The organism is Serratia sp. MF1(2023) (genome assembly GCF_030954545.1).
Lineage (GTDB): Bacteria > Pseudomonadota > Gammaproteobacteria > Enterobacterales > Enterobacteriaceae > Serratia > Serratia sarumanii.
Genome location: NZ_JAVHUX010000046.1, coordinates 74,993 through 94,213, shown reverse-complemented (window position 1 = coordinate 94,213; position 19,221 = coordinate 74,993). Strand labels below are relative to the sequence as shown.

Genomic DNA, 19,221 nt, shown 5'->3' with positions numbered 1-19,221 from the left:
CCCATAAAAATAATAACCCTGAGGATCTTATGCCCCTGTTTTTCAGTATTGCGCCCATCGTCCTGCTGATTTGGATGATGACCAAAAGGAATGGCGTGCCCTCTTATCTCGCCCTGCCGCTGACGGCCGCCGTGGTCTACGCCGTACAGCTCCTGTGGTTCGATGCCTCGCTGCGGCTGCTGCATGCCAATATCATCACCGCGCTGGTATCGACGCTGACGCCGATCACCATCATCGCCGGCGCCATCCTGCTCAACAAACTGATGCAGGTAAGCGGCGCGGAGAACGTAGTGCGCCGCTGGCTGGAAACCATCAGCCCCAATCCCGTGGCCCAGCTGATGATTATCGGCTGGGCGTTCGCCTTTATGATTGAGGGCGCCAGCGGCTTCGGCACCCCGGCCGCCATCGCCGCGCCGATTCTGGTCGGGCTGGGCTTCAACCCGCTGCGCGTCGCCCTGCTGACGCTGGTGATGAACTCGGTGCCGGTCTCCTTCGGCGCCGTGGGCACCCCCACCTGGTTCGGCTTTGCCAACCTCGGCCTGTCGGACGCCAGCCTGCTGGAGATCGGCCGGCAGACCGCGCTGATCCATTTTGTCGCCGGCTTCGTCATTCCTCTGCTGGCGCTGCGCTTTATCGTTTCCTGGCAGGATATCCGCCGCAACCTGCCGTTTATCCTGCTCAGCGTGCTGAGCTGCACCCTGCCCTATCTGCTGCTGGCTCAGGTGAACTATGAATTCCCGGCGCTGGTCGGCGGCGCCATCGGCCTGGCGCTGTCGGTGCTGCTGGCACGCGGCGGCATCGGCCTCGCCCGCAGCGGCAAACCGCAGAGCGCCGGGCAGGCGGTGCCGTTCTTGCAGGTGGTCAAGGCCATGACCCCAACCCTGCTGCTGATTGCTATCCTGATAGTGACGCGCGTCCACCAGCTGGGCCTTAAAGCCTTGCTCAACAACACCGCGCTGCTGTGGCAGGAAAATCTCGGCTGGCTCGGGGAGCTGCGCATCAGCCGGGCGCTGATCGTCGAACTGCAGCAGGTGCTGGGCACCTCCGCCGCCGCCGGCTACAAAACGCTGTATGTCCCGGCGCTGATCCCGTTCCTGCTGGTGGTGCTGCTGTGCATTCCGCTGTTCCGTCTGAATGGCGGCCAGGTGCGGCAAATGTTCAGCGAAACCGGCGGGCGTATCACGCGGCCCTTTATCGCCCTGTTCGGCGCGCTGGTGATGGTCAATCTAATGATGCAGGGCGGCGACAACGCGCCGGTGATCCTGATCGGTAAAGCGCTGGCGGCGCTGACCGGCGAGAGCTGGCTGCTGTTCTCTTCGTTCCTCGGCGCGCTGGGATCGTTCTTCTCCGGTTCCAATACCGTTTCGAACCTGACCTTCGGCGGCATTCAGCAATCGATCGCCCAGAGCAGCGGCCTTGACGTCAACCTGACGCTGGCCTTGCAGTCCGTCGGCGGCGCCATGGGCAACATGGTGTGCCTGAACAACATTATCGCCGTCTGTTCGATCCTCGGGATCGGCAACGCCGAAGGCAAAATCATCAGAAAGACCGTACTGCCGATGCTGGCGTACGGCGGGATTGCGGCCGGTATGGCGGCGATCCTCACGCTCTGACTGACCACTCGTTATCGCAAGCAAGACAAGAAGGTAAACACTATGATCATCTCCGCGTCAACCGACTACCGGGCCGCCGCCCAGGCCAAACTGCCGCCGTTTCTGTTTCACTACATCGACGGCGGGGCCTACGCGGAGCATACGCTGAAGCGCAATACCGCGGATCTGGCCGATATTGCCCTGCGCCAGCGCGTGCTGCGCAATATGTCCGAACTCAGCCTACAGACCACGCTGTTCGGCGAGCAGCTGGCGATGCCGGTGGCGCTGGGGCCGGTGGGGTTGACCGGCATGTACGCCCGCCGCGGCGAAGTGCAGGCCGCGCGCGCCGCGGCTAAAAAAGGCATTCCGTTCACGCTGTCCACCGTGTCGGTCTGCCCGATCGAAGAGGTGGCGCCGGCGATCGATCGGCCGATGTGGTTCCAGCTCTACGTGCTGAAAGATCGCGGCTTTATGCGCAATGCGCTGGAGCGCGCCAAGGCCGCCGGCGTGAAAACGCTGGTGTTCACCGTCGACATGCCGGTGCCCGGCGCCCGTTATCGCGACGCCCACTCGGGGATGAGCGGCCCTAACGCCGCCCTGCGCCGCGTGCTGCAGGCGTTTGCGCATCCGCAGTGGGCCTGGGATGTCGGCCTGCTCGGCAAGCCGCACGATCTGGGCAACGTCTCGGCCTACCGCGGCAAACCGACCAGCCTGGAAGACTACATCGGCTGGCTGGGCGCCAACTTCGATCCGTCGATTTCCTGGAAAGATCTGGAGTGGATCCGTGAATTCTGGGACGGCCCGATGATCATCAAAGGCATTCTCGATCCGGAAGACGCCAAAGACGCGGTGCGCTTCGGCGCCGACGGCATCATCGTCTCCAACCACGGCGGCCGCCAGCTGGACGGCGTGCTGTCGACCGCGCGCGCCATGCCGGCGATCGCCGACGCGGTGAAAGGCGACATTACCCTGCTGGCCGACTCCGGCATCCGCAGCGGCCTGGACGTAGTGCGCATGATCGCGCTGGGCGCCGACAGCGTGCTGCTGGGGCGCGCCTTCGTCTATGCGCTGGCGGCGGCCGGTGAAGCCGGGGTGGCTAACTTGCTGGATCTGATCGACAAGGAAATACGCGTCGCCATGACGCTCACCGGCGCGAAAACCATCGCGGAGATCAACGCCGGATCGCTGGTCAGAAACGCCTGAATCAAAGCGGCTGCACGCCTTCCGGGTAGGCGTTATAGCTCATCTTGCTGATGAAGGCCCCGGCCGGTGACACCAACACCCGACCGGCGGCGTCCAGCCCGAGGAAGGTGCCGGTGCAGCGCCCGGAAATAAAGTCGAAGAAGAACACCGAGCACACCGGGATGATCTTTTCCCGGAAGGTGAACAGGAACATCTCGTCCTCAAACTTGTAGTAGGTGGCGTAGTCCATGTCGCCGTGGCCGAATTGTTCGCCGCGCAGATTTTGCCAGGCGTAGCGCTCGGTGTTGACATAGAAATGTTCGTAATAGTGGTTGGGGCTGTAGACGTTCAGCGTGCGATAGCCGATAAGCTCGCGGGTCAGATGCGGCGCGACGCCACCCGGCGTGGCGCCGACAATCCGGCCGACGTGGAAGCTTTGCTTGAGGCGGGACCCCTTTTCCACCGTCTGTTCCGGCAACAGCGTGCTGCGCACCAGCAGCGCCCGGCCGCTGTCACGATTGAATACCAGCGTCAGGCACTCGTTGCCCGGCGACTGCAGCGGAATATTGAAGAAATAGCGCGCGGCGGAGGTTTGCACCTCTTCGTAAGCGTCCTCGCCGCTCTCCCCGCCCCAGGCCCACAGCACCCGCTGCCGATCGGCGCTGAAGCGCAACGTGATTTCCCCGCTGCTTTCAAAAGCGATCTGCAGCGTTTTGCCGCGCCAATCCTGGGTGCCCGGCAGCCGGTTAGTGTCGATACCGCGCGCAAAATCGTCGTAATTCTTCCAGTCCGGTTCAGCATTCTGATTCAGTACGGATTGTTCTGCTGACATCTTCGCTCTCCTTGATTGAATGGGATGAAAACCGCCTCAAACGTCGGCGACGCCCGCCGGTTTCACCGCTCTGCGGCTCACCACCGCAGGTGCAGTTTCATCGAGAAAACAACTCAGTACGCCGGCGCACACGGCGCCGGTAGCCGCCAGCCACATCACGCTGACCAGCCCATAGCGATCGGCGATCAGCCCGGCGATAAACGGCGCCAGACAGCCGCCAATCACCTCGCCAATCCCCATCACCAGCCCCAACGCGGTCGCGATGCGGGCCGGTGACACCGTTTCAGACGGGATGGTGGCCATAAACAGCGTGAAGCAGCCAAGGCCGGTATAAGACAGGAACACCAGCACGCCCAGCAGCCACGGGTTATCGACGTAACTGAGGAACAGCGGGCAGCACACCGCCAGCAGCGAAAAGAAGATCAGCGTCGGCTTGCGGCCAAGGCGATCGGAAATCGCCGGCACCGCCACGCCCCAAAACACCCAGGCGGCGCCGATGGCGCTCATGATGCCGCCCATCGTGCCCTCGCTGAAGCCACGGTCGGTCACCAAAAAGTTGGGGGTGAAGGTAATGATGATCATGAACCAGGTGACGAACACGCAGGAGATCAGAATGCACAGCGCTACGTTCTTGATTTTAAACAGCTCGCCGTAAGCGCCTTTGTTCGCCGCCTTGTCGGCCGCCGGCGCGGCGCTGAAAGCGGGATCCTTCTTGCCGTTCACATAACGATAGATCAGCCACGCCAGAATGATGCCCGGTACGGCGGTCAGGTGAAACGCCATGCTCCAGCCCCACTTCTGCGCCAGATAGATGATCAGCGGCGGCGCGATAATACCGCCCAACAATCCCGGCGCCGCCCCCTGGATCAGCCCCATATTGAAGCCGCGGCGCTGCGGCTGCGATTTTTCCACCATCAGCGATTGCGCGATCGGCAGCACCGGCCCTTCGGCGATCCCCATCAGCGCGCGGAAGATCAATAACATGGCAAAGCCGCTGACCAGCCCCGACAGCGCGGAGAACAGCGAAAACACCAGGATCGACAGGATCAGCATCGGTTTGCGGATATTAAAGCGATCGGCTATCGCCCCCAGCCCCGCGCCAGATAGCGCCCAGGTCAATGCCAGCACCGCCGACAGCGTGCCAAGATGCACGTTACTCAACTTCAAATCGGCGGCAATCATCGGAAACAGAAAAGAGATGGTCAGACGATCGACGAACACGCAGCCGAAAACAAAAAACAAAATGATCAGCAATCGGTTCTCTTCGCTCAATCGCGAGCGCTGTCCTGGCGAATTATTCATAGCGTCATTGGTCCATAAGTTAACTTATAAATGGCGAGCGGCCATGGCATAAGTCGGTTGAGCGCTCGGCCAAGAGAGATATTGGCCATCGGTCACGATAACAACTCATTAACATGTTAATGATATAAACTTATCTCAAGCTACGGGCATGTCAAACAGCCGTTGAGAACGGCGACGGAGAGGCGATTCAGGTATTTCTCACAGAACGCGAATGACATGAAAATAAATCAACATTATGTTTTTACTGATTTAAATAAAATTAAACGGCACTTTTTACTTTTATCGAAAAAGCCAAAACACGCTGATTTATAAACAGGTTAACAAATAAAACTTAACTCCTGCTTATAAATGGACGGTATTTCCCTTTTCATCAGCCGCATTACCCCGCCCTCTTTATTATTTGAATCCGTTTGCTTTATAGCGGCCATAACGAGAACCATTAACTCCATTGTGTTAATCAATAATCACGCAATGACATTATCAATGCTGAATGATAATAAAAGCGCAGGCCGTGACAGGAATCACAAACAGACCGCCCCTTAACGCCCTGGTAGCGGGTTATTACCGGCGCGGCTAGCTTATGCCAACTCGATCCAACCCCGGATGGGAAAACAACGGCATGATAAGCGGCAGGCAACCAGCAAGGAGATGAATATGACGACAGCATTGACAAAAGCCGGTTTCTGGCGCAAAACCGCCGACTCTTCATCGCTGCGTGAGCCGCGCGTGCTGATTCGGGTCTACGTTGGCGAAGGCGAAATCGACCGCACCATCGCGTTTTACGAGCAGCTACACGGCGTAACGGCGGACATGCGCTTCGATTTTCCCGAACATCGGCTGGTATTGGCGGCGGTGGGGCCGTTTCTGATCCTGGAAGGGGCGGAAGAGCAGTTGCGCCCTTTCCGCAGCACCGTCGGCACGCTGCTGGTCGATGACATTTATCCCTACCACCAGCGGCTGCTGGCCGCCGGCGCCGAGATTTTCTTCGGCCCGGTGGAGGTGCCCACCGGCGCCTGTTTCAATGCGCGCCTGCCGGACGGCACGATTGTCGAGTACGTGCATCACCGGCCGCGCGCGGGCGAATAAACCGCCTCAGGGCAGCGCCGGCTTCATGGCGTAACGGCGCAGATCCTTGCGCAGGCTGATCATGTACAGCACGATCACCGCCGAGAACGGCAGGCCGCACAGCACCACCGCGGTCTGCATCGCGCTGAAACTGCCGGCGTACAGCAAGCCGGCGCATACCAACGTGGTGACCGCTGCCCAGAACACGCGCAGCCAGGCCGGCGCGTCATCATGGGCGGAGCCGCCCTGGCAGGAGAGGTTGGCTATCATCAGCGTGCCGGAATCGACCGGCGTCAGGAACAGCACGAAGCTGATCACCACCACAAAGCCGGCGGTCAGTTGGGTATAGGGCAAGTATTCGAACAGCTTGAACACCGCCATCGGCGGATCGCTTTGCGCCACCTGCCCCAGGATCGCCTGCCCGCCTTCCAGCACCAGACTGATGGCGGTATTGCCGAAGATCGACAGCCACGCCAGCGTGAAGCCCAGCGGGATCAGCAGCACGCCGAAAATCAGTTCGCGAATGGTGCGCCCTTTGGAGATGCGCGCGATGAACAGCCCGACGAACGGCGCCCACGCCACCCACCAGGCCCAGTAGAACAGCGTCCAGGCACCCTGCCACTGGCGCGCCTTGCCGTACAGATACATATCGAAGCTGCGGCTGACCAGCGAGGTGAGATAATCGCCGAGGTTCTGCAACATGCCGTTCAGCAGGTTCAGCGTCGGCCCGGCCAAAAACACGAACAGCAGCAGCAGGCACAGGAAGCCGACGTTGATGTTCGACAGCATGGCGATGCCCTTCTCGACGCCGGTGACCGCCGCCAGCGTGGCCACCACCATCATCACCACGATCAGCGCCAGCAGCACGCCGGTGCTTTGCGGGATGTCGAACAGATAAAACAGCCCGGAGTTCACCAGCAGCGCGCCGATCCCCAGGTTGGTCACCATCGAGATCACCGTCACCAGAATGCCGAAGCTGTCCACCAGATGACCGACACAACCGTGGGTGCGCTCGCCGAAGATCGGGTATAGCGCAGAGCGTAGCGCCAGCGGCAGGCCGCGGCAATAGGCGAAATAGGCCAGCGCGGTGGCGATCAGCGCATACAGCGCCCAGCCGTGCAGCCCCCAGTGCAAAAAGGTCAGCGCCATCGCCTGTCGCGCCGCCTGCACGGTGCCGCCGCTGCCTTCCGGTGGCGACAGGAAGTGATCCAGCGGCTCATAGGCGCCGTAGTACACCAGCGCAATGCCGATGCCCGACGAGAACAGCATCGCCACCCACGAGGGATAGCTGAACTGCGGCGGCTCGTCATCCTGGCTGAGGCGAATATGGCCGAAGCGCGACAGCGCCAGCCAGAACACGAATGCCATGCAGGCGACCATCAATAACATGTAGTACCAGCCGAATACGTCGGCGACCCAGCTTTGCGCGGCGTTCAGCCACAGTTTGCTGGCGGAGGGGAACAGAACGACCAGCGTTCCCAGCAGCAGGATCACCGCCGCCGAGCCGAAAAATACCGGAACATTCAATCTGACAGGTTCTTCGTCAAGCGATGGGGGAGTTTTTGTTGTCATTGGCAGGCTTCCATGATGCGAAAGACAGACGATTTCAATGCAACTTTTAGTTAACATATTATCGCCATTTATTTGACATTTTCGCAGCATATAGAGTATTGATTGACCGTTCAATCAATCAAATCCAAAGTGTGATTGGCCTATCAGTTGAGGAAAATATGTACCGAAGAGACATTCCGGAACAGCGTAAGGAGCAGTTGATTAACGCCGCCTTCGAGACCATTAACGTCGTCGGGCTGGCCGGCGTCACCCTGTCTCAGGTGGCGAAAGAAGCCGGGCTGTCGACCGGCATCGTCAGCCACTATTTTGGCGATAAAGAGGGGCTGCTGAGCGCCACCATGCGCAAAATCCTGCGCGACCTGCGCGATGCGGTGGCCGAGTGCCGCGCGCAGGCGGCAAGCGACAGCCAGTCACAGCTGTTCGCCATTATCCAGGGCAACTTCCACCCCAGCCAAACCAATGCCGTGTCCATGCGCGCCTGGCTCGACTTCTGGGCTGCCAGCATGCATCAGCCGGTGCTGCGCCGCCTGCAGCGCGCCAACGATCGGCGGCTCTATTCCAATATTTGCAGCCAGTTCCGCCGCGAGCTGCCGCTGCCGCAGGCGCGCGACGCGGCGCGCGGGCTGGCGGCGATGATCGATGGGCTCTGGCTGCGCGGCAGCCTGGCCGGCGACGAGACTGACCTGAAGCAGGACTGCCGCATCGCCTGCGACTACGTGATACAACGGCTCAAGGCCGCGCCATCGGCGGCGTGACCGCCTCCGTCAGTGTGGCTCCTGCTCTTCGCTGTACTGGGTTTGCCACATCGCGGCGTAGCGGCCGTTAGCCGCCAGCAGCGCCTCGTGCCCCCCGCGCTCGACGATCTCCCCCGCCTCCAGCACGATGATTTCATCGGCGTCCACCACGGTGGAGAGCCGGTGGGCGATCACCAGCGTGGTGTGGTTGCGGCTTACCTCGCGCAGGTGCCCCTGGATTTCGCGCTCGGTCTGGGTATCCAGCGCGCTGGTCGCCTCGTCGAACACCAGGATGGCCGGATTTTTCAGAATGGTGCGCGCGATCGCCACCCGCTGCTTTTCACCGCCCGACAGCTTCAGCCCGCGCTCGCCCACCCGGGTGTCGTAACCGTCGGGCAAACCGACGATAAAATCATGGATATGCGCCAGCCGCGCCGCCCGCTCGATTTCTTCATCGCTGGAGCCGGTTTTGCCGTAGCCGATGTTGTAGCGCAGCGTATCGTTGAACAGCACCGTATCCTGCGGCACGATGCCGATCGCCTGCCGCAGGCTGGCCTGCGTCAGTTGGCGAATGTCCTGGCCGTCGAGGGTAATAGCGCCGCCCTGCACGTCGTAGAAACGGAACAGCAGGCGCGACAGCGTGGACTTGCCCGCGCCGGAGGCGCCGACCACCGCCACCGTGTGGCCCGCCGGAATGGTAAAACTCACCTGCTTGAGGATCGGCCGCCGCGTGTCGTAACCGAAGCTGACCGCGTCGAACCGCACTTCGCCGCGATCGAGACGCAGCGGCTGCGCATCCGGGCTATCGACGATCTCACGCTTTTCCTGCAGCAGATCGAACATGTTTTCCATGTCGATCAGCGCCTGGCGCACCTCGGAATAAATAAAGCCGAAGAAGTTCAGCGGCTGATACAGCTGCAGCAGATAGGCGTTGACCAGCACGAAGTCGCCGACCGTCATCGTTCCCTGCGTAATGCCCTGCGCCGCCATGGCCATCATCACGATCAGCCCGATCGAAATAATGGCGGTTTGCCCCAGGTTGATCGCCGTAAAACTGAATTGGTTCTTGATGGCGGCGTATTCGTACAGCCGGCGCGACAGGTCGAAACGCTCGGCCTCGAACTCTTCATTGCCGAAGTACTTCACGGTCTCATAGTTCAGCAGGCTGTCGATGGATTTGCTGTTGGCGTCGGCGTTGGCCTTGTTGAGCTCGCGGCGAAAGCGGGTGCGCCAGCTGACCGCCAGCACGGTAAACAGGATGTAGCAGCCGACCGTCGTCAGGATCGCCAGCGCGAACCAGCCGTTCAGCATGTGCCACATGATCGCCGTGACCAGCGAGAGCTCGAACAGGATCGGCACGATGGAGAACAGCAGCCGCGACAGCACCGTGGACACCGCCTGGGTGCCGCGCTCGATGGACAACGACAGCCCGCCGGTCTGGCGCTCCAGATGGAAGCGCAGGCTCAGCGCATGCAGCTGGCGAAACACCCGCACGCCCAGCAGGCGCGTGGCGTTCTGGCTGACGTGAATGAACATCACGTTGCGCAGTTCCTCAAACAGCGCGCCGCCCACCCGCGCCACGCCGTAGGCGACGATCAGCCCCAGCGGCACCGCCAGCATTTTCGCCGTCTCACCGCTCAGCGCATCGACCATCGCTTTGTAGGCCAGCGGCACCAGCGTGGTGCTGACCTTGGCCGCCACCATGAACACGAAGGCCACCACCAGATACGCGCGCAGCCGCGGGTTGTCTTTCGGCCACAGGTAGGGCAGCAGGAATTTCAGCAAACGGGAACGATCCATCATGTAATATTCATCTTCTCGGTCGGGATCGCGGCGCACGGCCGCGCGGGGGTTATGAGTTTGGCCTGGCCGGCGGCGAACGCCGCAGCCATCCCGTTTTCCTGCGGCGGCAACTCAGCATCATCCGTCAGGAGAAGCGGCGGCGGCTCGGGCAAAGTTCAGGCATGGAGGAGACAATCACATGACCCAGACGTATGCAAAGCGCTTTGCGCAGGTCTTTGACTATATCGACCGCCACCTGGACGAGGCGCTCACCGTCGAAAAACTGAGCGAAGTGGCCCACTTTTCGCGCTTTCACTTTCAACGCCAGTTTAGCGCGTATTGCGGCATCTCGGTGTGGCGTTATATCCAGTGGATGAGGCTCAAACGCGCCTCGTACCGCCTGGCGTATAACCCGCTGGAGCCGGTGATTGACATCGCGCTGGACGCCGGTTTTCAAAACCCGGAGTCCTTCAGCCGCGCCTTCAAACAGGCGTTCAGCCAAACGCCAAGCCAGTTTCGCAAACGGCCGGCCTGGATCGATTGGCAGCAGCGCTTTCCCGAGCCGAAACACACAAGGAAACAACCCATGAAGGTAGACATTGTCGACTTCCCGGCCACGCCGGTGGCGATGATCGAACATCGCGGCCCGTCCGCGCTGGTCAACGAAACCGCCGCACGCTTTATCGAGTGGCGCAAAACCAGCGGCCTGTCGCCGGTCAGAAGCAGCCGCACTTACGGCATCGCACCGCACGATCCGGCCACCACCGAAGCGCAGGACTTCCGCTTCTTCATTTGCGGCGAGGTCACTGCGCCGATCCCCGAAGACAACGCCTTCGGCGTGGTGAACAGCACGCTGCCGGCCGGACGCTGCGCGGTGCTGCGCCATCACGGCTCGCTGGATGGGCTGTCTGAAAGCGCTCGTTATCTCTACAGCGAGTGGTTGCCGAACAGCGGCGAGGAACCGCGCGATTTTCCGCTCTATTTCCACTACCACAACTTTGTGCACGAGGTGGCGGAATATGAACTGGTGACCGATCTTTACCTGCCGCTGAAGTAACAAAAGTCAGGCTCCTCACGGAGCCTGACTGACGTCAACAGGACGGCGACGATCCCTGCGGCGGCAGATAACGCTGCGGATCGAGCGCAGTGGCGCGGTAGCGGATCTGGAAGTGCAGGAATACCGAATCGGTGCCGGTGCTGCCCATGGTGCCGATCTTCTGCCCCGCCTTCACATCCTGGCCGTTGCGCACCAGCGTGGTGTCGTTGTGCGCATAGGCGGTAATGAAGTCCTCACCGTGCTTAATCATGATCAGATTGCCGTAGCCGCGCAGCTGATTGCCGACGTACACCACTTTACCCTTGGCGGAAGCGTAGATCGGCTGGCCGCGCTTGCCGGCGATATCGATGCCCTTGTTGCCGCCGTCGGAATTGGAGTACGCCTGCACGATCCGACCGCTGGTCGGCCAGCGCCAGCAGCGGGAAGCGCCCGGCGGCGGCGTTTGTTTGACGATTGCGGCGGAAGACGACTTTTTACGGCGCGTAGCGGCGGTTTTGGCCGGCGCGCTGCCGCTCAGCCGCAGTTTCTGCCCCACCTCGAGGCTATAAGGCGGACGAATTTTGTTGATTCTGGCCAGCTCGCTGACTTCACTGTCGGTGATCCAGGCGATGTAATACAGCGTATCGCCCCGTTTGACGGTATAGGTTTTGCCGGAATAACTGCCCTTCGGCAGTTTGTCATAGTCGCGGTTATAGGTGTTTTTGCCCGAACACCCGGCCAACAGCAGCCCCAATGCCAAACACACCGCCACGCGGCGCCACCCAGCCAGTTTGCTTCCTGTGCTCAAATCCTGTCCCCAGTCGTCGTTTCGGTTCTGATACGCGTCAGCCGCACAGTGTAACATTTGCGCCGGGTCAGTCAAAAAAGGGGGATAAAGGGGGGCGATAAACAACACGAAAATGGCGCCCTCAGGCGCCAAGCGAAAAACGAGCAGGCAAAGGACGTTTCAACGCTGCGAGTCCAGGATCTCGTTTTTCTTAATCACATCCTGCGCTTTGTTGTAGCTTTCAATCAGCAAGCGATAGTTCGGGAAGATTAAGGTGTAAACGTCTGCCCATTCAGCCGCATCCGCGCGATTCCAGGTTTGCTGAATTTCCGACGCGACGGCGGCGGTATCCATCGGCACCGCCCCGGCTTGCACCACGCGAGCCAAGGTGATTTCCTGAGCCATCTTGGAATAGGTGCCGGAGGCATCAACCACGGCAAACACCTGATAACCGGCGTCAATTGCGCTGATCGCCGGGAAAGCCATACAAACGCTGGTGATCGTACCTGCGATGATCAACTGTTTTTTGCCCGTGGCTTTCACCGCCGCAACGAAATCCGGGTTATCCCAGGCGTTTATCTGTCCGGTGCGAGCGACATACTGCGCATGGGGCGCACTTTCGTGGATTTCCGGAATCAATGGCCCATTTGGCCCCTGCGGCACGGAAGCGGTAGTAATGACAGGCATTTTCGCCAGAGTGGCGATTTTGGCGAGCGCTGTCGCATAACGGCGCAGATCAGGCATGGGCATATCACCGATCGTTTGAAACAAACCGCTTTGATGGTCGATAAGCAGCATTGCCGCATCGGCAGGGTTAATCACCGGGCGTTGATTATTAAAGTTGGCTGGAGAGCTCATATATCCTCACTTATTCATCCTGAAACCTTGTGGCGATTTTTTAAGCGCCGGTCGGCGGCTAACTCGTCGTAACGACCAGAGATATTTCAACGCGTCCGGCGCCATATCATCAAATTCTGATGGTTTGAAGCATTTCAAATATTTACCATGCAATGAAATCTTCACTTTTCAAACTAGCAATGAATCGACAGGATAAACAGTAAGGAAATTGGGAATGAGTATTTCACCAATGGGAAGGTCAGATTTGTATGATAGATTTCAATGAAATGTTTATGTTTGCCAAAGTGGTTGAATGTGGTGGTTTTCTTGCCGCCAGCAAGAAATTCGGCATATCAAAATCCATGCTGTCCAGAAAGATATCCAATCTTGAAAAGAGGCTTAACGTCAGGTTAATTCAACGTTCAACCCGAAAAATAATGATTACCGATATCGGAAAGGAATATTATCGCTACTGTATAAAAATGCTCACCGCCGCTGAAGAGGCGGATAATTTCATTATTAATAAAATCGAAAAACCCACGGGAAAAATAAGGATAACATGTTCAAACATGCTTATTGATCTTGGCTTGCCAGCTATTTTAACCAAGTTCATGTTGCAGTACCCCGAGGTCAGTCTGCATGTAAAGATATTCAACAGAGATGTTGATATCATTGCCGAAGGGTATGATATCTCATTAAAAATTGTCACCGACGTGCCCAAAAACAGCAATCTGGTTATGCGGACCATTTGCACCATACCTTCTGCATTTATGGTGAGCGCATCAGCATTCGACAAATATTCTTTAAGCAAACCTGCGGATTTATCGAAAGTGCCCACGCTTGGCTGGCTGGCTTCACACGTCCAGGCTACCTGGACATTTCGTCAAGCCAAGCGCGAGATCAAAATCAACAGCGATCCATGCCTGGTGTGCGACGATATTCGCCTGATAAAAGATGCCTTGGTGGGCGGCGTCGGCGTTGGTTTTTTGCCGCTGGCGCTGGCGGAGCAAGAGTTGATGGCAGGAAGCCTGAAAACCGTTTTCGACGATTGGTCTGTGGAGGCGCATAAAATTGTCGCCATTTACCCCACCCGACAAGGCCTGCCTCCCGCTGTCAGAGTATTAATTGATTTCATTGTTGATGAATTCAATGGATAGCAGGCGATTTTTCAACCCATTACTGCCGCGGCATTTTCTCTTATATCCCCAATGGCGACTATGCTAGTAATCGACAGTCGTAGATTTCAGGATCGTAATACGCAAAATGGAGAACTATCATGTTGAACCTCGACCGCAATAATCTGCCCCTCCTGAGCGAAGAACTGCTCAAAAAGCAACGCACTACCCTGCTGATCATCGCCTTCCTGCTGCTGGCGGGCGGCATACTGTGCCTGGTCAATCCTTTCGCCTCCGGCGCGGCGCTGAGCATCGTAGTCGGCATCCTGCTGCTGTTGAGCGGCGCCGGGCTGATTATCGCCATGATCGCCAACCGGGCGCAGAATACCTGGCCGATGATCGGCGGCATTTTGCTGGGTGTGGCCTACCTGATTATCGGCTATGTGTTCATCGCCAGCCCGCTGGCGGGCATTCTGGCGCTGGCGGTGTACCTCGCCGTGCTGTTCGCGCTCGGCGGTATCGCGCGCCTGGCGGCGGGCTACATGCGCCGCGGGCTGCCGGGCAACTGGCTGCAGTTCGTTATCGGCGTGCTCGATTTGATCATCGCCTGGATGCTGATCGGCTCAGGCCCGGCGGCGTCGGTCACGCTGGTGACGGCGATCGTCGGCATCGAGATGCTGGTCAGCTCCTTTGCGCTGTTCCAGGCGGCGAATCTGTTTAAAAAAAGCTAACTCAGTAGCCGCCGCTCTCTTGAGCGGCGGCTTTGGATATCACGCCAATAAAAATTCCCTAGGGCATTCTTATTGCGTAACGCCATTCCCCTATCTTTGAACCTATACCGTCGAGAGAACGTGTATGGATGCCAAAGTATTGATTATCAAAAATAACTGCATAACCAACCTGCTCGGTAGAAAACGAGACAAAGCAATAAACGTGGTCAAATTCCTTGGGGTGGCCAATCGGCCCGGAGACACAAATATCTCCCGGCGCCAGACTCGCACGGTGGGTTATCTTCTGCCATCCCTGCTCTAGAGCCCATTCAACGAAGTAATCAACATTGATAGACTGCATGCTGCCAAGTTTCGGATAAGGCAAGCCACAGAGCTTAAGGCAACTGACCTGGTGTGCAACGCAGGCATTGCTTGTCGCGGTAGGGCTGTATTCTGGCACAAACCAGTCTTCTACCGCTTCCCGGATTGAACGGTAATCTTCTTTAAACATCCCGACAAACCGCTCAGCGCTGCTGTAAAAATGATCATCCCACACCACGGCATCAGCCAGTTGCGCGACAAACGGTGCATCTATCGTGACCTTTGTTTTGGGCAGCAGTTGCAATATCAGAGCAAGTTCCTGAGTATCACTATATTCTTTAACATGACTTTCTCCCGATTTCGACGAGATAACTACCGTCGGCGTTCCCTTTCCATTACTACCTAACATAACACCTGAGATATCTTCGATTTTCATCGGCAAACTAAAAGGCAAATTTTCCTTGAACAACTCTCGACCATATGCCTGGATCGTTTCAAAACTCACCGTGGCCCCCAAGCTTGCAGAGCCTGCAATGATCTCATAGGTCACTCCATACCCGATCCCTCTGATTATTTTTTCCTTATTTTTACTCCATGGGTTAACGCCAAGCGCTTCAACTGCGGCAATGGAAGCCTCTCCGATAGACTCTTTTCCACCGACGTCTGCACAGATTGCATAGATATGACTATCTCTATAATTTATTTTAGCCATATCCCCCATATTTACAGCGACTCCGGTGATCTTCTTCCAATTACCTGGAATAACAAAATAAGGAATAATTCGCGCATTGACATAATCTCCCTCACCTCGCCAACCATTTCCTCTTCTTAAGCTGGTTTCCTTTTGACCTGTCGGATCGATTTCCTCCGCATCAGGACTACCATCGGCATCCGTATCTGCATCGGCAATAATTAAAATATGGCCATCATCTTTAATCATAACAACAGGATCTGGCATGACCGGCTCACCTGGGGAAGTCCGGCTATTTTTCCATGGGTGGGTGATGACATTTGACATAATGTTACCCTCGGTGAAAGCATGGAGCCAAATGATATATATTACCGACAAGCATAAAGACATACATAATAAATTACGACGGTTTGTCGGCCATATTAATTCGGCAGATTTTTATTTTCAACTTCACAGAATCGATAGCTAACTCTTTGTCTTCTTTACTGTAAAACTTATACCCCTGAATCGTTGCGACACCCAACAACCTTGCTTTGCTTTGTTGTTCTTTTTTAATGGCCTACGCCAGTGCATCAAGATTAGGCGTGATTAATTCAACACCCGCCAGCCTGATTTCCAATTCATATACCAACCCCCCTCAGATTTTGGTAAAGATAATTTCCCACATCAGTATAGTATGCCTTATTATTATCAATAATTAACGCAACATCCTGGTCTAAAAGGTTGATAACTTCATACATGTAATTAGCCGATGCCGCAGCCGTCTTGTAATTATAGATTTGCGCCGCATAATTATAATGACCAGAAAAAATATTATCGCCAACAGCAATGCCGCCACTGTACATCGCAGTCGTCACTGAACCACTTGCGGCGGAAATCACAGCAACGAGAGAGCCCAAAAAACCCACTTCATTATACTCATAGGTTTGTTGATAAAGACTTATGTATTTTTCTCGCCATAAATTACGATAAACTAAAGCGATTTTTTTAATGTTATCAATCTTAGGATATTTTTCTGCCGAGACCGGCCACGGTGCGGGCCGAGGTTTTTCTACCGGTATCGGATAAGGGCTGGTACAGCCAGAAAGCATCCACGCTAATGATAATGAAGCTAATAGATTATTCATATTCCAAGCTCACAACATAGACACTTATTTATAAAAATAGCTCAGCACTTTTTTTCCTCCACTTTTCTAGTTATAGACTTTTACTTTGAAGTTTAAATCTAAAAAATCAACGCCCGCCTGATATTTTGTTCTTCACAATGGTTTACCTATGCATAAAAATCTTGGATAAAATATCTTTGACCACCGTTCCTTTTCACTAAAGTTAAAAAATTCAATATAATAAAGCAGACCTCTGCCCTGACAGAAAATCGCCAATAGATATGAAAGTCTTGTGCACACCATTCGATAATTTGTCCTCTTATCCCTCCCCCCTCATTTGACGGGCAGTGTTCTATCATGCCCCCACTCCTTAGCCAGGTGTAAACCAAGCTTGATTGGGATGCTCTTGTAAGAATGACGTTTACCTCTCATTACCACCGAAAAACGCGTTGATGCAACCGTTCCCTCTCCGCGTTCACCCCACTTTACGACCGCCGTCACACCTCGCCACCGCCAAATTGCGTTGGTTATAGAGTCGTCTACAATTCAATCGAATTACCCCCTACAACATCAGAAATTATTATTATTAGAGGTGATTATGTTACAGAAACACGAAAACGTAATAAGTATGACTGTACTAAGCCCGCAAGCCACCCAACAACTGATGCCTTCGTTTTCCTCCTTGCCCCACACGCAACACGCCGACGGCAAATATCGCCTGCGCCGTTATTCGGTCGTTAAATACCTCAACCCCAACGTCGCCGAAGTGGGGCCACGCACCTTCATGCAGTCCGATCAGATCAACCACTTCCAGGGCAACGTGGTGCGCCGCTTCGAGCCTATCGACAGCGCCGTACTGCAGAGCGCCGGCATGGCGGAGATGTGCAACCTGTTTGCAGAAAGCAACGAGCTGCCGGAAGGCGCCGAGATTGAGATCCATCAGATGCGCGTGGTCGCCATCGAGAAAGACACCCAGGTGGCGCCGGAAGGCATTCACCAGGACGGTTTCGACCATATCGCGATGATCGCCATTCACCGGCACAACATCGTCGGCGGTGAAATCATGCTGTACGACGACAGCCACCACGATCCCTTCTTTAAAAAAGCGCTGGCGGACGGTGAGGCCGTGCTGCTGGCGGACAGCAAACTGTGGCACAACGCCACGCCGATCAACGCCGTGAACCCAACTGAGGAAGGCCATTTGGATCTCTTCGTCCTCACCGCGCGGGGAGAGAAAGCATGACCTTTACGCCCGAGCTCGCCCGACGCCAGTTCAGCGCCCTGTCTCAGCAAATCGACGGCAAACCGGCAATCTTTTTCGACGGCCCCGGTGGAGCGCAGGTTTCACGGGGCGTGCTGGAAAAAATGACGGACTACCTGGGGAAATACAACGCCAACCTGGGCGGCCACTACTTCTCCAGCCGGGTCACCGGCGAGGTGATGGGCCAGGCGCGAGAATCGGTGCGCGCCTTGTTAAATGCGCCGTCGCCCGACAACATTGTCTTCGGCATGAACATGACCACGCTGACTTTCCATCTCAGCCGCATCATCAGCCGCGACTGGCAGGCCGGCGATGAGGTCATCGTCACCGCGCTCGATCACTACGCCAACGTCTCCAGCTGGCAGCAGGCCGCCGCCGACAAAGGAGCCGTGGTGCATCAGATACCGCTGGAGAACGCAGACTGTTCTCTCGACGCCGCAAAGGTGTGTGAACGCATCAACGCCAACACTCGCCTGGTGGCGGTCAGCTATGCCTCCAACGTCACCGGCAGCATCGTCGATATCAAAACCATCGTCGAAGCCGCGCATCGGGTCGGCGCGCAGGTGTATGTCGACGCCGTGCACTATGCGCCGCACAACCTGATCGACGTGCAGGCGCTGGGCTGTGATTTCCTGGTATGCTCCGCCTACAAGTTCTTTGGCCCGCACGTCGGCATGGCCTACCTTGCGCCGCAGTGGCTGCAACGCCTGCGGCCCTATAAAGTCGAGCCGGCCACCGACGTTGGCCCCGGCCGTTTCGAGACCGGCACGCAAAGCTTCGAGGCGCTGGCCGGCGTCGCGGCGGCGATCGACTATCTGGCGCAGTGGGGCACGCCCGGCGCGCCGTTAAGGCAGCGCTTGCAGGAGAGTTTCGCCGCCTACCACCAGCATGAAGAGGCGCTGTGCCGCCACTTTTTGCAACGGCTGCAGCAACTCGACGGCGTGCGGCTCTACGGCCATTCACAGGCGGACAGCGCGCGCCGCACGCCAACCTTCGCCCTGACCTTCAACGGCCAGACGCCTGACGCAATCGCCCGTCATCTCGGGCAGCACAACATCTGCGCCGGCAGCGGGCATTTCTATGCGCAGGGCCTGATCCAGCAGTTGGGGTTACAGGACGGCGGCGTGCTGCGCATCGGCATGATGCACTACAACACCCAGAGTGAAATAGACACGCTGTTTAAAGTGATCGCCGAAGATATCCTCAGTTAACTCGCCACATCGGCCCGCTCACCTTATTGAGCGGGCCGCACAGCGCCACATCTTTCGCAGGCCATATCGGTCAAACAACAGACGC

17 protein-coding genes are annotated in these 19,221 nt (G+C 57.1%); 9 read left to right on the top strand and 8 right to left on the bottom strand.

Annotated elements, in window-relative coordinates; genetic code table 11:
- Positions 1-29: 29 nt before the first annotated feature.
- Together REA38_RS22605 and lldD are read left to right on the top strand one after the other, a co-directional pair.
- On the top strand, positions 30-1,613 hold the full coding sequence (locus tag REA38_RS22605; RefSeq protein WP_164098811.1) for an L-lactate permease: 1,584 nt from the start codon (positions 30-32) through the stop codon (positions 1,611-1,613).
- A 42-nt stretch (positions 1,614-1,655) separates the two neighbouring features.
- Entirely contained in the window at positions 1,656-2,795 is a 1,140-nt protein-coding gene (lldD, locus tag REA38_RS22600; protein ID WP_308886667.1) for an FMN-dependent L-lactate dehydrogenase LldD, read from the top strand.
- Between the two features lies 1 nt (position 2,796).
- On the opposite strand, the gene REA38_RS22595 is transcribed toward lldD, so the two are convergent.
- Together REA38_RS22595 and REA38_RS22590 are read right to left on the bottom strand one after the other, a co-directional pair.
- The gene (locus REA38_RS22595) at positions 2,797-3,606 is read right to left on the bottom strand and encodes a MoaF C-terminal domain-containing protein (RefSeq protein WP_308886665.1); all 810 of its coding nucleotides are present in this window, start codon (positions 3,604-3,606) and stop codon (positions 2,797-2,799) included.
- Positions 3,607-3,642: 36 nt separating this feature from the next.
- Positions 3,643-4,908, bottom strand: a complete 1,266-nt coding sequence (locus tag REA38_RS22590) for an MFS transporter (protein ID WP_041036539.1) — start codon at positions 4,906-4,908, stop codon at positions 3,643-3,645.
- A gap of 654 nt (positions 4,909-5,562) precedes the next feature.
- Here REA38_RS22590 and REA38_RS22585 point away from each other — a divergent pair.
- Positions 5,563-5,994 (top strand): VOC family protein, encoded by a 432-nt coding sequence (locus REA38_RS22585; protein WP_033654080.1) that lies wholly within the window; start codon positions 5,563-5,565, stop codon positions 5,992-5,994.
- Between the two features lie 6 nt (positions 5,995-6,000).
- On the opposite strand, the gene REA38_RS22580 is transcribed toward REA38_RS22585, so the two are convergent.
- Positions 6,001-7,545: a BCCT family transporter gene (locus tag REA38_RS22580; RefSeq protein ID WP_033654079.1), complete on the bottom strand. Its 1,545-nt coding sequence runs from the start codon at positions 7,543-7,545 to the stop codon at positions 6,001-6,003.
- Between the two features lie 158 nt (positions 7,546-7,703).
- Between REA38_RS22580 and betI the strand changes: the two genes are divergently transcribed.
- The gene (betI, locus tag REA38_RS22575) at positions 7,704-8,300 is read left to right on the top strand and encodes a transcriptional regulator BetI (protein ID WP_033649464.1); all 597 of its coding nucleotides are present in this window, start codon (positions 7,704-7,706) and stop codon (positions 8,298-8,300) included.
- Positions 8,301-8,309: 9 nt separating this feature from the next.
- On the opposite strand, the gene REA38_RS22570 is transcribed toward betI, so the two are convergent.
- Positions 8,310-10,079 carry an ABC transporter ATP-binding protein/permease gene (locus REA38_RS22570; RefSeq protein WP_041038101.1) on the bottom strand — a complete coding sequence of 590 codons (1,770 nt, stop codon included), beginning with the start codon at positions 10,077-10,079 and terminating at the stop codon, positions 8,310-8,312.
- A 181-nt stretch (positions 10,080-10,260) separates the two neighbouring features.
- On the opposite strand from REA38_RS22570, the gene REA38_RS22565 reads away from it, so the two are divergent.
- Entirely contained in the window at positions 10,261-11,118 is an 858-nt protein-coding gene (locus REA38_RS22565) for a GyrI-like domain-containing protein (protein WP_033635812.1), read from the top strand.
- A gap of 34 nt (positions 11,119-11,152) precedes the next feature.
- On the opposite strand, the gene actS is transcribed toward REA38_RS22565, so the two are convergent.
- Entirely contained in the window at positions 11,153-11,905 is a 753-nt protein-coding gene (gene actS / locus REA38_RS22560) for an amidase activator ActS (RefSeq protein ID WP_033635813.1), read from the bottom strand.
- Positions 11,906-12,064: 159 nt separating this feature from the next.
- On the bottom strand, positions 12,065-12,742 hold the full coding sequence (locus tag REA38_RS22555; protein WP_033635814.1) for a hydrolase: 678 nt from the start codon (positions 12,740-12,742) through the stop codon (positions 12,065-12,067).
- Between the two features lie 272 nt (positions 12,743-13,014).
- On the opposite strand from REA38_RS22555, the gene REA38_RS22550 reads away from it, so the two are divergent.
- Both REA38_RS22550 and REA38_RS22545 read left to right on the top strand, forming a co-directional pair.
- The gene (locus REA38_RS22550) at positions 13,015-13,878 is read left to right on the top strand and encodes a LysR substrate-binding domain-containing protein (protein WP_308886663.1); all 864 of its coding nucleotides are present in this window, start codon (positions 13,015-13,017) and stop codon (positions 13,876-13,878) included.
- Positions 13,879-13,997: 119 nt separating this feature from the next.
- Positions 13,998-14,567: an HdeD family acid-resistance protein gene (locus tag REA38_RS22545; protein ID WP_033635816.1), complete on the top strand. Its 570-nt coding sequence runs from the start codon at positions 13,998-14,000 to the stop codon at positions 14,565-14,567.
- Positions 14,568-14,625: 58 nt separating this feature from the next.
- Here REA38_RS22545 and REA38_RS22540 read toward each other — a convergent pair whose 3' ends face one another.
- Entirely contained in the window at positions 14,626-15,885 is a 1,260-nt protein-coding gene (locus REA38_RS22540) for a glycoside hydrolase family 75 protein (RefSeq protein WP_171884656.1), read from the bottom strand.
- Positions 15,886-16,178: 293 nt separating this feature from the next.
- Positions 16,179-16,685 carry a hypothetical protein gene (locus REA38_RS22535; RefSeq protein ID WP_308886662.1) on the bottom strand — a complete coding sequence of 169 codons (507 nt, stop codon included), beginning with the start codon at positions 16,683-16,685 and terminating at the stop codon, positions 16,179-16,181.
- A gap of 607 nt (positions 16,686-17,292) precedes the next feature.
- Between REA38_RS22535 and REA38_RS22530 the strand changes: the two genes are divergently transcribed.
- Together REA38_RS22530 and REA38_RS22525 are read left to right on the top strand one after the other, a co-directional pair.
- A complete protein-coding gene (locus tag REA38_RS22530; protein WP_223182037.1) occupies positions 17,293-17,907 on the top strand; it encodes a 2OG-Fe dioxygenase family protein in 615 nt (204 codons plus the stop codon).
- Positions 17,904-19,136, top strand: coding sequence for a cysteine desulfurase-like protein (locus tag REA38_RS22525; protein WP_308886660.1), 1,233 nt, complete (start codon positions 17,904-17,906; stop codon positions 19,134-19,136). The genes REA38_RS22530 and REA38_RS22525 overlap by 4 nt, the downstream gene beginning before the upstream one ends.
- Positions 19,137-19,221 lie beyond the last annotated feature (85 nt).